Source organism: Taklimakanibacter albus, assembly GCF_016595235.1.
GTDB classification, from domain to species: Bacteria; Pseudomonadota; Alphaproteobacteria; order Rhizobiales; family Aestuariivirgaceae; genus Taklimakanibacter; species Taklimakanibacter albus.
In genome coordinates, this window is record NZ_JAENHL010000008.1 from 2,345,271 (window position 1) to 2,360,239 (window position 14,969).

Below are 14,969 nucleotides of genomic sequence, written 5' to 3' on the forward strand. Positions count from 1 at the left end.
CGACGTCATGCCACCTTGAGGACGGGCGGCGGCGTCCAGCTGCCCTCGGTAATCTCCGCCTTCGGCCAATAGGAACGGACATAAAGCGAAAAGTCGCCTTTCGGCGCCGGCAGCCAGTTGGCGCGCTGGTCGGGATCGCTCGGCGCTTCCGCCTGGACATGGATGGTGAGCGATCCATCCGCGGCGCGCTTGAGGTCCTTGTTCTTGGTGCCAACCGAAAAGCGGTTGATCGGATTGGCGATGAAGAAATGATGCTCATTATAGATCGACAGCGACCAGAAGCCGTTCACCGGCGGCGTCGCGTCCTTGGCGAAGGTCACGGCGTAGCGGTTGGCGCTGTTGAGCCGCGCACCGTCAGCATCGAAATCCTGATAGAAATATTTCGTCTCGTTGGGCGAGTTGACCATGATGTTCGACTTGGCGACGGCGGTGCGGGTGAAATAATCGGTGCCGAAGGCCGATTCATTCGAGATCGTGCTCCAATGATGCGGCAGCTGCTGGCCGTAATTGCGAAACTGGAACAAGGGCGTCACCAGCTTCTCATCGGCATCCTGGGCGCCGTCGGTCATCGCCTGCTTGAGCTCAGGATTTGCCTTGGCGGCGGCCAGCACGGCGAGGACCTGGGCATAACGCGCCTCCTCGCCCGGCAATGGCGGCGCATCGGCGAGAACCAGCGGCAGCTCGTCGACGAACTTGTCCGGGAATACCCAGCGGGATTCTTCTTCGCTGGGCGGTGGCGGCGGTGCTTCCGGCAGATGCGTCCAATCCTTGCTCTTCATCGTACCGTCATAATCGGCAAGCGGATACATCGTGATGCCGGTAAGCGCCGACTGAATGGCGCGGCGATCATCGTCGGTGTCGTCCATGAAGATACGTGGTGCGGCGAGGCCGGTATTCGTCGGCGAACGAAAAACCTTGGTGATACCCTTGGGCACGTCACCCTGCCAGTCCGGCGCGACCAGCAGATAGAAGCCGGGCGTGGTATTGTACATCTTGCCCAGTTGCACGAAGCTGTCGGTGCGCAGGTCGACGATCTGATAGACCCAGAATCGATCTCCGAAATCGGGCACCTGGATGACCACTGGCGAGACGTCGAGGGCGAGCGATCCGATACCATAAACAACATCCTGGTTCGGACAGGCGATGGAGCGCTCCTCGGGGGCCACATAATCGGTCAACATGGCAAGCTGGTTGAGTGGCGCCTGCATCAGCGGTCCCGACCTGCCGATTTCCTTCACCTGTGCGAAATGCAGCCGGCGGTTATACATATTGACCAGCGGCCAAGCCCAGAAATAGGCGTCGCGCCCGACATGCTTTGCATATTCGGCGGTGATCTTGACCCGCGTGTCGGGGGCGGGCGGCATGGCCCTGGCCCAATTGGGTGAAACAGGCACCCGCACCGAAGCTTCCTCGGCCAGGGCCTCTGGCATTGTAGCGGTGACGAGCGGCATCGCCGCCAAGGCGGGCGCCGCCATCAGGACGCTGCGCCGTGTGACATCAATCTTCGAGACTGGCTTGTCCATGGCAGGGCTCCTCCTTGAGAGGAACCAGTTTCCGGCGAACGGTCCAGGTCCGGCAATTGCCCCTTGGTCCAACCCCTCCGATCAGCGCCCGAACTTGTCCGCTGTCAGCCAGAAAACCTCGCCGGCGCTCTCCTCGGTGTCGAGCCAGAAGAAATCGAGCTCGGGATAATCATCCTCGAGGATCTCGCGGCCGCGGCCGATCTCGCAGAGAAGCCCGCCGCCCGGATTCAAGTGGCGCGGCGCCTCGGCCAGGATGCGGCGCACGATGTCGAGCCCATCCTCGCCGCCATCGAGCGCCATCGCCGGCTCATGACGGAATTCCGCCGGCAGCTCGTCCATCGCCTCGGCATCGACATAGGGCGGGTTGGTGATGATGAGGTCGTAGCGCTCGCTCGCCACCGGCTGGAACAGATCGCCCTGGAACAGGTTGAGGCGGTCGGCGAAGCCCGAATCGGCGATATTGGCGCGCGCCACCTCGATGGCCTGCGCCGACAATTCGACCGCATCGACTTCGGCATTGGGGAAAATGCGCGCCGCCAGGATGGCGAGGCAGCCGGAGCCGCTGCACAGGTCGAGCGCGCGGCCAACCGCGGTGACGTCCGGCACCAAGGTGAAGCCGTCGCCGCCGAAGAGATCGGTGAACAGCAATTCGCCGATGAAGGAGCGCGGCACGATGACGCGTTCATCGACATGGAAGGGCACACCCTGGATATAGGCCTTGCCGGTGAGGTAGGCGGCGGGCTTGCGGCTTACGACGCGCTCCTCGATGCGGGCGAGCAGCATTTCGCGCTCAGGAACCGTCAGGCGGGCGTCGGCCCAGGGATTGATGTCGTCGACCGGCAGATGCAGGCTTTCAAGGATAAGGAAGGCCGCTTCGTCCACGGCACCCGTGGTGCCCTGGCCGAAGGCGAGGCCCGCCTCGGTGAACCGGCTGACGGCGAAGCGCAAAAGGTCGCGCAAGGTGATGAGGTCGGCGGCGAAGGTCTTCATAGGATGAGTGAATAGCGGGCCCGACGGCCTGCGCCAAGGGGTTGCAGCCGACCCGGATTTCGCGATTTCCGGGCTTGCATCGGGGCCCAGGGGTCGTGCTATTTGTATGACATGAAAAAATCCCCGCCCCGCCTCAGATCCCAAGCCTGGTTCGACAATCCCGACAATATCGACATGACGGCGCTCTATCTCGAGCGCCAGCTCAATTTCGGCTTCACCCGCGAGGAATTGCAGTCCGGCAAGCCGATCATCGGCATCTCGCAGACGGGCTCCGATATCGCGCCCTGCAACCGGGCGCATCTCGAACTCGCCAAACGGGTGCGCGACGGCATCACCGCGGCGGGCGGTGTACCCCTCGAATTCCCGATCCATCCGATCCAGGAGACGCTCAAGCGGCCGACCGCCATGCTCGACCGCAATCTCTCCTATCTGAGCCTGGTCGAGGTCCTGTTCGGCTATCCGATCGACGGCGTGGTGCTGACCATCGGTTGCGACAAGACGACACCGGCGGCGCTGATGGCGGCCTCGACCGTCAATATCCCGGCCATCGCGCTGTCCTCCGGCCCCATGCTCAATGGCTGGCACAATGGCGAGCGCACCGGCTCGGGCACCATCCTGTGGAAGGCGCGCGAGCTCCTCGCCACCGGCGACATCGATTATGAAGGCTTCATCGAGCTGGTCGCCTCCTCGGCGCCCTCGACCGGCTTCTGCAACACCATGGGCACGGCGACCTCGATGAATTCGCTGGCCGAGGCACTCGGCATGACGCTGCCCGGCAATGCGGCCATCCCGGCACCTTATCGCGAGCGCGGCCAGCTCGCTTACATGACCGGCAAACGCATCGTCGACATGGTGCGCGAGGATCTGACGCCGTCGAAGATTCTCACCCGCGAGGCCTTCGAAAATGCCATCGCGGTCAATTCGGCGATCGGCGGGTCGACCAACTGCCCGATCCATCTCAACGCCATCGCGCGCCATATCGGCGTCGAGCTCAATGTCGCCGACTGGGAGAAACACGGCTACGACATTCCCCTCCTCGTCAATCTGCAGCCGGCCGGCGAATATCTGGGCGAGGACTATCACCGCGCCGGCGGCGTGCCCGCCGTCGTCGCCGAGCTCATCAAGGCGAAGCGCATCCACACCGACGCGCTCACCGTCAACGGCAAGACGATCGGTGAAAACTGCACCGGCAAATTCGCCTCGAACCGCGAGGTGATCAAGGAATATGACAAGCCGATCAAGAAACATGCCGGCTTCAAGATGCTGAAGGGCAATCTCTTCGATGCGGCGATCATGAAGACGAGCGTGATCTCGGAAGAATTCCGCGAGCGTTATCTCTCCGACCCCAAGGACCCCAATGCCTTCGAAGCGAAGGCGGTCGTGTTCGACGGGCCGGAGGATTATCACAAGCGGATCGACGATCCGTCCCTCGGCATCGACGCGCATACGGTCCTGTTCATGCGCGGCACCGGGCCGCTCGGCTATCCGGGTGCGGCGGAAGTCGTCAATATGCGGGCGCCCACCGATCTCCTGAAGAAGGGTGTGCATTCGCTGCCCTGCGTCGGCGACGGACGGCAATCGGGCACATCAGGCTCGCCTTCGATCCTCAACGCATCGCCGGAAGCGGCGGCGGGCGGCGGCCTTGCTCTCTTGAAGGACGGCGACCGGGTGCGCATCGATCTCAACAAAGGCACCGCCGACATCCTGATCTCCAAGGAAGAACTCGAGAAGCGGCGCGCCGAGCTCAAGGCCAAAGGCGGCTATACGAATATTCCGGAGAGCCAGACGCCGTGGCAGGAGATCTTCCGCGCCAATGTCGAGCAATTGTCGGAAGGCATGGTGCTGAAACCGGCCGTCAAATATCAGAAGATCGCGCAGTCCAAGGGCCTGCCGCGCGACAATCACTGATGCCGGCACGCCTCGCCGAGCTCGAACCTGGAAGCTTCGGCAGCGAGGCGGCGCGCAATTTCGAGATCGTCAGCGATCAAGGCTTCCGCGCCACCTTCAATGCGGTGGGTGCCCGGCTGATGGCGCTCGAATTTCCCGACGGCTTCGATGTCGTGGCCGGACCTGAACGCATCGAGGACATGCTCGAAAGCGATGTCTATGCCGGCGCCATTTGCGGGCGCTTCGCCAACCGCATCGAAAAAGGTCTCGTCACCATCGACGGCACGGCGCACCAGCTCACCGTCAACGCGCCGCCCAATCATCTGCATGGCGGTGTCGAGGCCTTCCACCGGAAGAACTGGGTCGCCGAGATCATCGACGACGCGCTGGTCTTCTCGCTCGTTTCGCCCAATCGCGAGGAAGGGTATCCGGGCAAATTGCGCGCCCGCTGCAGCTATCGCTTCGACGGCGACACGTTGAGCTGCGAGATCGAGGCGACGACCAAGAAGACCACCGTCGTCAATCTCACCAATCACGTCTATTGGAATCTCTCCGGCGCCGAGATCGTGGCCGATCACGAATTGCAGATCTCGGCCCAGGCCTATACGCCGACCAATGCCGAGCTCATCCCATCGGGAGCGGTCAGCTTCGTCTCCGGCACCAATTACGACTTCCGCGAGCCGACTTTCCTGGAAGAGGCCTTCGAAGACGGCTCCGGCTTCGACGGTAATTTCTGCCTCGAAGGCGAGCGCCACACGCTGCATCACGCGGCCTCGCTTGCAGCCGGCGGACGCGCTTTCGATCTCTTCACCACCGAGCCCGGCCTGCAGCTTTATACCGCCGGCCATTGGGGACCCGCCTTCAAGGGCAAAAAAGGCGAAGGCCTGCGCCGCTTCGGCGCGGTGGCGCTCGAGCCGCAGAACTGGCCCGACGCACCCAACCAGCCCAACTTTCCCTCAGCGCTGCTGAAGCCGGGCGAGACCTACCACCATCGCATCGAGTGGCAGTTCCGGGAGGGGTGATTCAGTGGCCCTCATGCTGAGGTGCGAGCGAAGCGAGCCTCGAAGCATGATCCAGATACAAGGTTCTTGCCGCCTGCCACCCTTCGAGGGCAGCTGCGCGGCCACCTCAGGGTGAGGGCTTGAGTATGACGGTCGAGATCAGACCCACCCGCCATCGACCGTGAAATCCTGGTTGGTGCAGCCGGACCCTTCATCCGAAGCCAGGAACAGCGCCATGCGCGCGATATCGATCGGGTAGAGCTTCCGCTTGAGGCACTGGTGCTCCATGATCTTCTTCTCGCCTTCGGGCGTGACCCAGAGCTTCAGCTGGCGTTCGGTCATGATCCAGCCGGGCGAGATGGTGTTGACGCGGATATTGTCGGGTCCCAGATCGCGCGCCAGCGAGCGGGTCAGGCCGGTGACGCCCGATTTCGACGCGGTATAGGCGGCCATGCCGCCCTGGCCGATCTTCCAGGAGCAGGATCCCAGATTGATGATCGAACCGCCGCCCGCCTTCTGCATCATCGGAATGACCGCCTGGGCGGCGAAGAACTGATGCTTGATGTTGATGGCGACACGCTGGTCCCAGTAGTCGGGGGTCATCTTGTCCCAGGCATGGCGTTCGTCATGGGCGGCGTTGTTGACGAGGATGGTGATCGGCCCCAGCGCCTTGGCGGCGGCGGCGATGGCCGACTGCAGCGCCTTGATGTCGGTGACGTCGCATTGGCCGAACCAGACATCGCCGGTGAGACGGCTTTTCAGCTTCTCGCCCGCTTCCTTGGCGATATCGATGAAGGCGACCTTCGCGCCCTGCCGCGCGAATTCCTCGACGAAGGATTCGCCGATCCCCATGGCGCCGCCGGTGATGAACACCGTCTTGCCCTTGAGGCTCGGATAGATGGCCGCTGTCATGCCTCTCGCTCCCAATTGTATGATGTTTGATCCGGCCTGTTGGTTACCGCGAAAACTGCTGCTATGGCAAGCGCCAGCGGAAGGAGACCATCACGTCATGAGCGAAACACCGATCACGCGGACCTATCTGCGGAGCATGGCCAGCTATAACAGCTGGATGAACGGCAAGATCTACGATGCGGCCGGAAAGCTCAGCGCCGAGGAGATCGCCCGCGACCGCGGCGCCTTCTTCAAATCGATCCTCGGCACGCTCAATCATCTCCTCGCTGCGGACATGGTGTGGATCGACCGTTTCAAAGGCCGGCCCTTGCGCTTCACCGACCTCAGATCCCTGCGCCATCCGACGCTCGAGCCCTTACGCGCCGAGCGCATCGCGGTCGATGCGGAGATCACGGACTGGGCGGCGGGCATCGATGCCGCCTGGCTGGCGCAGCCCTTCACCTTCACCAGCGTCCTGACCCCCGCCACCTACACCTATCCGGCCTCGGTCCTGGTGATGCATTTCTTCAATCATCAGACGCATCATCGCGGCCAGATCACGACTCTCCTGACGCAAGCGGGCCAAGATGTCGGCGTGACCGACGTTATCGGACTGCCGGGGCTGAAGGAGATGGTGGCGGCGTAACAGGATCAGTGCGCCGCTTCCCAGTTGTCGGCGGCGCGGGCATCGACCTGAAGCGGCACGGCGAGCTTTATGACGGGCTCGGGGGCTTTTTCCATCACGTTCTTGACCAGCTCCTTCACTGCCTCGATCTCGGCATCGACGGCCTCGAAAATGAGCTCGTCATGCACCTGCAGCAGCATGCGGGCGCCTAAGCCAGCTTTGGCCAGAGCGGCCGGCATGCGGGTCATGGCGCGGCGGATGATGTCGGCGGCGGCACCCTGGATCGGCGCGTTGATCGAGGCGCGCTCCATGAAAGCGCGCTCCGACGCGTTGGGCGAGGTGATGCGCGGGAAATGGCAGCGCCTTCCGAAGATCGTCTCGACATATCCCGTCTCGCGCGCCGTCTTCTTCGTCGCTTCCATATAATCGCGGATGCCGGGGAAGCGCTGGAAATAGGTCTTGATGTAGCTCCCCGCCTCCTCGCGCGAGATGGACAGCTGATTGGCGAGGCCGAAGGCCGAGATGCCGTAGATGATGCCGAAATTGATGGCCTTGGCCTGGCGGCGGATCAAGGGATCCATGCCTTTCACCGGCACGCCGAACATTTCCGATGCCGTCATGGCGTGAATGTCGAGGCCGTCGGCGAACGCCTTGCGCAATTGCGGGATGTCGGCGACATGCGCCAGCACGCGCAATTCGATCTGGCTGTAGTCCGCGCTGATCAGCTTCGAACCCTTGGGCGCAATGAAGGCGGTGCGGATGCGCCGGCCTTCCTCGGTGCGGACCGGGATGTTCTGCAGATTGGGATCGGTCGAGGCCAAGCGCCCGGTCGATGTCGAGGCCATCGAATAGGAGGTGTGGACGCGCCCCGTTTCGGGATTGATGAAAGTCGGCAGCGCATCCGTATAGGTCGAGCGCAGCTTTGAGAGCTGGCGCCAGTCGAGCACCTTGCGGGCGAATTCGATGCCTTGATTGGCGAGATCCTCGAGCACATCGGAATCGGTGCTCCAGGCGCCGGTCGCGGTCTTGCGCCCGCCGGGCAATCCCATGCGGCCGAACAATATGTCGCCAAGCTGCTTGGGCGAGCCGATATTGAAACGCTCGCCGGCGAGCTCATAGGTCTGCTTCTCGATCTCGGCCCCCGAGGCGGCGAACTCACCCGAAAGCCTGGCCAGCACGGCACGGTCGACCAGAATGCCCTCGCACTCCATATTGGCGAGCACCGGCACGAGCGGACGCTCCAGCGTCTGATAGACGGTGGTCTTGTGCTCACGCGCCAGACGTTCCTTGAACAACATCCAGAGCCTGAGCGTGATGTCGGCATCCTCGGCGGCGTAGTGAGTGGCGCGGTCGAGCGGCACCTTGTCGAAAGTGATGGCGCTCTTGCCGGAGCCGGCGACTTCCTTATAGGCGATGGGCTTATGGCCCAGATGTTTCTCCGACAATTCGTCCATGCCATGGCCGTTGAGGCCGCTTTCCAAGGCATAGGACATCAGCATCGTGTCTTCGATCGGCGCCACCTCGATGCCGAGGCGGCGGAAGATCAGCAGATCATATTTGAGATTCTGGCCGATCTTGAGGATGGAGGGATCCTCCAGCACCGGTTTCAGAAGCGAGATGACATCGGCGACCGGCAGCTGCTTGATCTCGGCGCCGGAAAAATCGAGACCGTCACCGGCGCGATGGCCGACCGGGATGTAGCAGGCCTGGCCCGGATCGGTGGCGAGCGAGATGCCGGCGACATTCGCCTGCATCGGGTCGAGCGAGGTCGTCTCGCTGTCGAGTGCGACAAAGCCTTGCTGGCGGATACGCTCTACCCAACGCTCGAGCGCGTCCTTGGTCGTCACCGTTTCATAGTCGTCATATTTAACGGCGATGGCGCGCAGGCGCTCGGAAGAAGCCGAGGCCTGCGGCCTCACTTCCGGCTGAGCGGCGGCGGGCTTGGCTTTCTCCGCCTTGGGTGCCGCGGCGGGGGCCGGCGCCGGTGTCGCCACACCACCTTCCGGCGGCCAGCCTTTGACCTCGACGGGTATAGGATCGATCGCCGCGGCATCGGCCGAAAGATCGGCGGCGACGCGGCGCATCAGCGAGGAGAATTCCATCGTCTTGCAGAAGCCGATGAGATCGGAAGCACGCGGCTCATCGACGAGGAACGTATCGAGCTTGTGATCGACCGGCACATTCTGGTCGAGCGTCACCAGCAGTTTCGAGATGCGCGCCTGCTCGGCAAATTGGATGAGGCTTTCGCGCCGTTTCGGCTGCTTGATCTCGGCGGCGCGCGCCAGCAGCTCTTCGAGCGAGCCATATTCGGTGATGAGCTGGGCGCCGGTCTTGACGCCGATACCCGGCACGCCCGGGACGTTGTCGACCGAATCGCCGGCGAGCGCCTGGACATCGACGACCTTGTCGGGCGCGACACCGAATTTCTCGAGAACCTCAGGCTCGCCGATCTCCTTGTCCTTCATCGTGTCATAAAGTGCGATGCCCTTGCGCACGAGCTGCATGAGATCCTTGTCAGAAGAAACGATGCGCACCGTGGCGCCGACGGCGGCCGCTTCACGGGCATAGGTGGCGATGAGATCATCGGCCTCGAAATCGCTCTGCTCGACGCAGGCGACATTGAAGGCGCGGGTGGCTTGCCGGATGAGGCCGAATTGCGGGATGAGATCGGCCGGCGGGTCGGGCCGGTGCGCCTTGTAATCGGGATAGATGCGCTTGCGGAAGGTCTGTTCCGACTTGTCGAAGACGACGGCGAGATGGGTGGGCTTCTCGCCCGCCTTCATGTCCTTCAAGAGCTTCCACAACATGTTGCAGAAGCCCTGGACGGCGCCAACGGGCAGGCCGTCGCTCTTGCGCGTCAAAGGCGGGAGTGCGTGATACGCACGGAAAATGTAACCGGACCCGTCGATCAGATAGACATGATCGCCGGACTTAAGGGGGCGATGTTGGGACATGCCCCCATAATGCCACCCCGGAGATCAGGCTTCCAGCCTTCCCGGCGCACTGCTGACAAGTTCTGGCTTACGTGGTGTCGCAGGCAGCTTGGCCCATTGTGGGCGGATGAACAGGAAGCTCAAGGGGGTCCTGCGCACCGCCCAGAAGAGCAGTACCGGCCCGATGACGCCAGCGAGCGTGACAATGAGGGAAATGACGGCCAGATCGTCGACGACGCCCATCTTCAAGAGCACGGTGCGGGTGGCGGCCATGAACATGAAGAAGGCGAGATAGATGACGATGGAATTCTGGCCGCAATAGCGGATCGGCTCGGCGATCCTGAAGCGCGCCAGGAAGACGCCGGTCGAGATGACGGCGCCGGCGCCGATGAAGCCGAGCGCCAGGCCGATGCCGGGCAGATGCGACCAGCCCTTGTCGACCAGAATGGCGTTGATCGTGCCCCAGGCGACAAGGCCGGCCAGGATGGCGAGCGGATTGAGGCCGCCGACCTCACGGGCGAAAGCGAAGATCCTGGGCGCCAGCCAGTAGCCGGCGAAGAAATAGACGAAGCGGCCGGCGAATTCGTCGATGACCAGCCAGCCGGTCTCGATCGGCGCCATTTCAAGCAGGGCGGCGGCGATGAAGACGAGAAGCGGCGGGAAACGGCGCAGCGCCTTGGCGGCGACGAAGAAGATGGCAAGGAGATAGATGAACCACAAGGTGCCAAAAGGCTGGACGAAGCCCATTCCATAGGCTTGGAGGGCGGCGCCAAGACCCTCGGCCTGGATGATGCCCAAACTCTTCATGCCGAACTGGATGGTCATCCACAGGATGTAGAAATAGGCGAAATGCAGGAGCTTGGTGTCGAGATAGGTGCGCCAGGGGCGGTCGATGCGCGCCGCCAGGAACAGGCCGGAAATGAGGAAGAAGTCCGGCATGCGGAAGGGTCTCGCCCATTCTATGAAGCCGTTGAGCCAGGAGAGCTCACCGGCCGCCTTTTCGACGCCCAGCGTCGAATGCATCATGACGACCAGAATGATACAGATGCCTTTGGCGTAATCGACCCAGTCGACCCGCTTTTCCGCCGCGTTTACCCCAGCCAACATTTTGCCTCTCTCCCTGTGCCATAGCGGCACGGACTTTGGCCCTGTCACGCAAAGCCTGTGCCGGAGGCCTGGTTGGCAGCCGGCGGACAGTCATGCTCAAATCAGGTGATGGAACGGTTAAGGACGGCTTCTCCCGACGACCGGGCTTCCGTGAGCGATCTGTTGGGCCTGTCCTACCGGGTCCTGATGGCGGGCGCCTATCCGGCTGACCTCCTCGCCCAGGCGCTGCCGATGATCACCAAGGCCAATCCCGTCCTCCTCGCCTCCGGCCGCTATGGCCTGATCGAGGACGATGCGGGACGGCTTCTGGCCTGCGGCGGCTGGAGCCTGGAGCGCCCGGGTTCGGGCGAAATGGTCGAGGGCCTTGCCCATATCAGGCATTTCGCGGTCCGTCCGGACGCCGTTCGGCACGGCTTCGGCCGCCAGCTCTATCAATGGTGCGAAGACGCGGTCCGTGCCCAGCGGATGACCCACTTCGAATGTCACGCGAGCTTGAATGCCGAGGGCTTTTATCGGCGGCTCGGCTTCAGGCGCGGCCGGGAGCTTAGCTTGCGATTGAACGCAAGCTTGACGCTCCCGGCGATCGAGATGCTGAAAAATCTAGAACGTCACGGAGTCCAGAGCTGACTCCGACCGGTTACGTCTGCGGCGTTGCTGCGACCGGCTTGGCGACAGGCTTCTTACGGATAAGCTTGAGCTTCATGGCTGTTCTCCAAATATCAGGAACTACATCGCTTGCGTGGTGGCGATCGGCTTGGCGACAGGCTTCTTACGAATGAGTTTCAGCTTCATCTGTTTGCTCCCATGGTAAATATCAATCCAATCTCCGCGACTCGAAAGCCGCACAGAGCAGGCCGCTCGATTACAGGAACTCGGAGAGCCATCTCCGAAGTCGGAAGGACTAGGTGATAGGCGTCGTGGCGATCGGCTTGATGACAGGCTTCTTACGGATGAGCTTGAGTTTCATGCGCTTCCTCCATCAGTCAAATCAGGTATCTTTGCCCAACATAATCAATTCTCTCCACAAGCAATCAGCGCGCAGAGTGAATATTCCAATTGTGCGAATTAAAAGGCCGTCACTGAGTGACGCGGAGAGACCAGACTAAGCGGCGGGCGTGGTGGCGATCGGCTTGGTGACCGGCTTCTTGCGGATAAGCTTGAGTTTCATGGGGCTCCTCCAGTTGCTAATGTGTATTGATTCTTGAATTGCAACCCAAGCATAGTGTTGCAAGCCTGCTCGATTGTCAAACTCAAGAATGGGATGCTCCGCTTGCAGAATATGTCGGACAGGCTCGCAATCGCATCGAAAGAATGGGGCTTGCACAAGGCAATCGAGATCGTCTCTCTCGATGAGGCGAAGGCTGAGCTGCGCGACGGCCGCACCGGCTTCCATCTCTCCATCGAGCATGAAGAGGGATTGAGTGACGGAGGCCGACAACCGAATCCTGAAATACTCCGTGCGCTTACCGATCTCGGATTCACCGACGATCTGCCGGAGCCCGAACTCAGGAAACGTCAACGTCCGTTCCGCAACCAGATGCAGAGCGAGCTGCGCAACGAGATCTTGCGGGACTTCCTGCGCTTTGCCGGAACCGATGTGCCATTCTACCGGAACAATCCGCACTATCGCCTCGCGGACATAGAGGACGTCGAGGGCCTGAGGACATTGCCGGTCCTGAACAAAGCCGCGCTGCGGGAGAATTTCGACAGCCTCCTGGCGGACTCCGTCGATATTCCGGAGGGCCTGGCCTCAGGCCGCCTGCGCATCGCCCGCACCAGCGGCACCACCGATGAGCGTGTCCAGGTCATTTCCGACACCACGATCGATCAGGTGCCGCCCGATTACGAAGAAGTCTGGGGCCTCGATTTCGGCGGACGGACGCCGCGGACCGCGATCCTGACAACGCCCTTGTGCTCGGCGACCGAATGCCATCTCGGCAAGCTGCCGCTCGAGCAGCGCGTGCATCATGGGATTGTCCTCTATCTCAACTCGACCGAAGATCTGTTCAGCGCTCCCGAGGCCCTGATCCGGAATATCGCCGATGAATTATGGGCGTTCCGACCTGAAATCCTGCTGGTCAATCCCTACTACCTCATGTGGTTCGGCCGCGAGGCGCAAAGACTCGGGCTCGATCTGCCGAAAATCGAACTCATCCTGACCAGCTATCAATATGCATCGAAGATTCACAAGCGCGCGCTCGCAACGTTATTCGGCGCGCCGGTCTATGACACCTATTCGGCAACCGAGCTCGGCGGTTGCCGAATAGGTGTCGAGTGCAAAAACGGGCACTGGCATGTCTATGAGGATCACGCGATCATCGAGATCATGGACGAAAACGGGATGTCGTCGCCGGACGGAATCGGTTCGGTCGTGACGACCGTCGTGGCCGGCCGGCTCATGCCGCTGATCAGATATGAGGTCGGCGATCTCGCCCGGCTCGCCGATATCGACTGCGACTGCGCCTTGTCCGATTGGCAATGCCTGGAGTTTCACGGCCGGCGCAAAGACGTGCTTCATCTTGGTGGCCGGATGTTCACCACACGGGAGATCGACGATATTCTCGCCGAGATCGCCGACATCGACTTCTATCGCTGCACTCAGACCGGTGACGCCGCCTTGACGATCGATGTCGTGCCGGCGCCGGGAACAGCTGTCCGGCGCGACGAGATCGAGCGGCTCGTGCGGGCGCGATTGCCGGTCAACGACGTCATCATCCGGCCGGCGCAGCGGCTCGATCCGGAACCGTCGATGAAGTTTCGCCTGACGGCGCGCGCATGAGCGCGGATGAGGCCACGGATATCGGCATTCGCCAGGATTTCCCGGTTCTGAAGCGGCGTTTCGCCGGCCGGCCGATCATCTATCTCGATTCGGCGGCGACGACGTTGAAGCCGCAAAGCGTTCTCGACAAGGAAAGCCGGTATTCGACCGACTTCACCGCCAATGTCCATCGCGGCAAACATCTGCTGTCGGAAGAAGCCTCGGAAGCCTACGAAACGGCGCGGAGAAGGATCGCCGGATTTCTGTCCGTCCCGCCGCCGGCGGTCAGCTTCGTGCGTAATGCGACGGAGGCGATCAATCTGGTCGCCCGCGGCCTCGGCTTGAGCAAAAGCGACAAGATCCTCCTGCCGATCGGCGAACATCACTCCAATATCCTGCCCTGGATGCGCGAAGCGACCGTCCTGTGGCTCGACCATGATCCTCTCGCGCCGCTTGACCCAGCCCAAGTCGCAGCGGCGCTCGATCGCGAAAGACCGCGCCTCTTCGCCTTCAGCGCCGCCTCGAACGTCACGGGCGTGATCAATCCGAGCGCCGAAATCTGCCGGCTGGCGCGCGCGCGGGGCGTCCTGACTCTGATCGATGCCGCGCAGCTCGCGCCGCATGCGCGGATCGATGTCGGCGCGCTCGGTTGCGATTACCTCGCCTTCAGCGGACACAAGATGCTGGCGCCGACCGGCATCGGCGTCCTGACCGGCGCGCTGGCGGCGCTCGAGCGGCTCGAGCCCTTGCTGCTCGGCGGCGGCGCCGTCGAGCGGGTCACGCGCACGGGCTACAGCCTGCGCGCGCTGCCCTATCGCCTGGAAGCCGGCACGCCCAATATCAGCGGCGCGCTGGGGCTCGCCGCGGCGGTCGACTATCTCCAGGGCGTCGGTTTCGAGAGACTCCACGCGCATCAGCACCGGCTGGCGGATGTGCTGCGCGATACCCTCGCCGATATCAAAGGCTGCCGGCCGGTCATCGCTCATCGGCAGCCGCATATACCGGTCGGAGCTTTGTTCACCCCGTCGCAGCATTTCAATCTCGACGACGTCGCGGTTTCGCTCAGCGAGAATTTCGGCATCATGACGCGCTCCGGCTTCTTCTGTGCCCATCCGCTTGCCGAAAGGCTCGGCATATCCGGGAACATGCTGCGCGTGTCCTTGTATATCTACAACACGGAAGAAGAAGTCCGGCATTTCCTGGCGGCCATGCATGCCATCATGCGCCGCATGAACTGAACCTTCGCTCGCGGGA

11 protein-coding genes are annotated in these 14,969 nt (G+C 62.4%); 6 read left to right on the plus strand and 5 right to left on the minus strand.

Going from position 1 to position 14,969, the window contains the following annotated elements; all coding sequences use genetic code 11:
- Positions 1–5 precede the first annotated feature (5 nt).
- Positions 6–1,523 carry a DUF1254 domain-containing protein gene (locus tag JHL16_RS34145; RefSeq protein ID WP_246771252.1) on the minus strand — a complete coding sequence of 506 codons (1,518 nt, stop codon included), beginning with the start codon at positions 1,521–1,523 and terminating at the stop codon, positions 6–8.
- A gap of 81 nt (positions 1,524–1,604) precedes the next feature.
- Positions 1,605–2,513, minus strand: a complete 909-nt coding sequence (prmB, locus tag JHL16_RS34150; protein WP_200189385.1) for a 50S ribosomal protein L3 N(5)-glutamine methyltransferase — start codon at positions 2,511–2,513, stop codon at positions 1,605–1,607.
- A gap of 111 nt (positions 2,514–2,624) precedes the next feature.
- Here prmB and JHL16_RS34155 point away from each other — a divergent pair, with 111 nt between their 5' ends.
- A complete protein-coding gene (locus JHL16_RS34155) occupies positions 2,625–4,421 on the plus strand; it encodes an IlvD/Edd family dehydratase (RefSeq protein ID WP_200189386.1) in 1,797 nt (598 codons plus the stop codon).
- Positions 4,421–5,422, plus strand: coding sequence for an aldose epimerase family protein (locus JHL16_RS34160; protein ID WP_200189388.1), 1,002 nt, complete (start codon positions 4,421–4,423; stop codon positions 5,420–5,422). The genes JHL16_RS34155 and JHL16_RS34160 overlap by 1 nt, the downstream gene beginning before the upstream one ends.
- Positions 5,423–5,560: 138 nt before the next feature.
- Here JHL16_RS34160 and JHL16_RS34165 read toward each other — a convergent pair whose 3' ends face one another.
- Complete coding sequence (locus JHL16_RS34165) at positions 5,561–6,313, minus strand: SDR family NAD(P)-dependent oxidoreductase (RefSeq protein ID WP_200189390.1); 753 nt, start codon at positions 6,311–6,313, stop codon at positions 5,561–5,563.
- A 97-nt stretch (positions 6,314–6,410) separates the two neighbouring features.
- Here JHL16_RS34165 and JHL16_RS34170 point away from each other — a divergent pair, with 97 nt between their 5' ends.
- Entirely contained in the window at positions 6,411–6,938 is a 528-nt protein-coding gene (locus JHL16_RS34170; RefSeq protein WP_200189392.1) for a DinB family protein, read from the plus strand.
- A 5-nt stretch (positions 6,939–6,943) separates the two neighbouring features.
- On the opposite strand, the gene polA is transcribed toward JHL16_RS34170, so the two are convergent.
- A complete protein-coding gene (gene polA, locus JHL16_RS34175; RefSeq protein ID WP_200189394.1) occupies positions 6,944–9,871 on the minus strand; it encodes a DNA polymerase I in 2,928 nt (975 codons plus the stop codon).
- A 24-nt stretch (positions 9,872–9,895) separates the two neighbouring features.
- On the minus strand, positions 9,896–10,957 hold the full coding sequence (locus JHL16_RS34180) for an acyltransferase family protein (RefSeq protein WP_200189396.1): 1,062 nt from the start codon (positions 10,955–10,957) through the stop codon (positions 9,896–9,898).
- A 162-nt stretch (positions 10,958–11,119) separates the two neighbouring features.
- Here JHL16_RS34180 and JHL16_RS34185 point away from each other — a divergent pair, with 162 nt between their 5' ends.
- From JHL16_RS34185 to JHL16_RS34195, 3 genes are all read left to right on the plus strand, one after another.
- The gene (locus JHL16_RS34185) at positions 11,120–11,584 is read left to right on the plus strand and encodes a GNAT family N-acetyltransferase (RefSeq protein WP_200189398.1); all 465 of its coding nucleotides are present in this window, start codon (positions 11,120–11,122) and stop codon (positions 11,582–11,584) included.
- Between the two features lie 691 nt (positions 11,585–12,275).
- Positions 12,276–13,736, plus strand: coding sequence for a phenylacetate--CoA ligase family protein (locus JHL16_RS34190; RefSeq protein ID WP_200189400.1), 1,461 nt, complete (start codon positions 12,276–12,278; stop codon positions 13,734–13,736).
- Positions 13,733–14,953 (plus strand): aminotransferase class V-fold PLP-dependent enzyme, encoded by a 1,221-nt coding sequence (locus JHL16_RS34195; RefSeq protein WP_200189402.1) that lies wholly within the window; start codon positions 13,733–13,735, stop codon positions 14,951–14,953. Before JHL16_RS34190 ends, JHL16_RS34195 begins: the two co-directional genes overlap by 4 nt.
- The last annotated feature ends 16 nt before the right edge of the window (positions 14,954–14,969 follow it).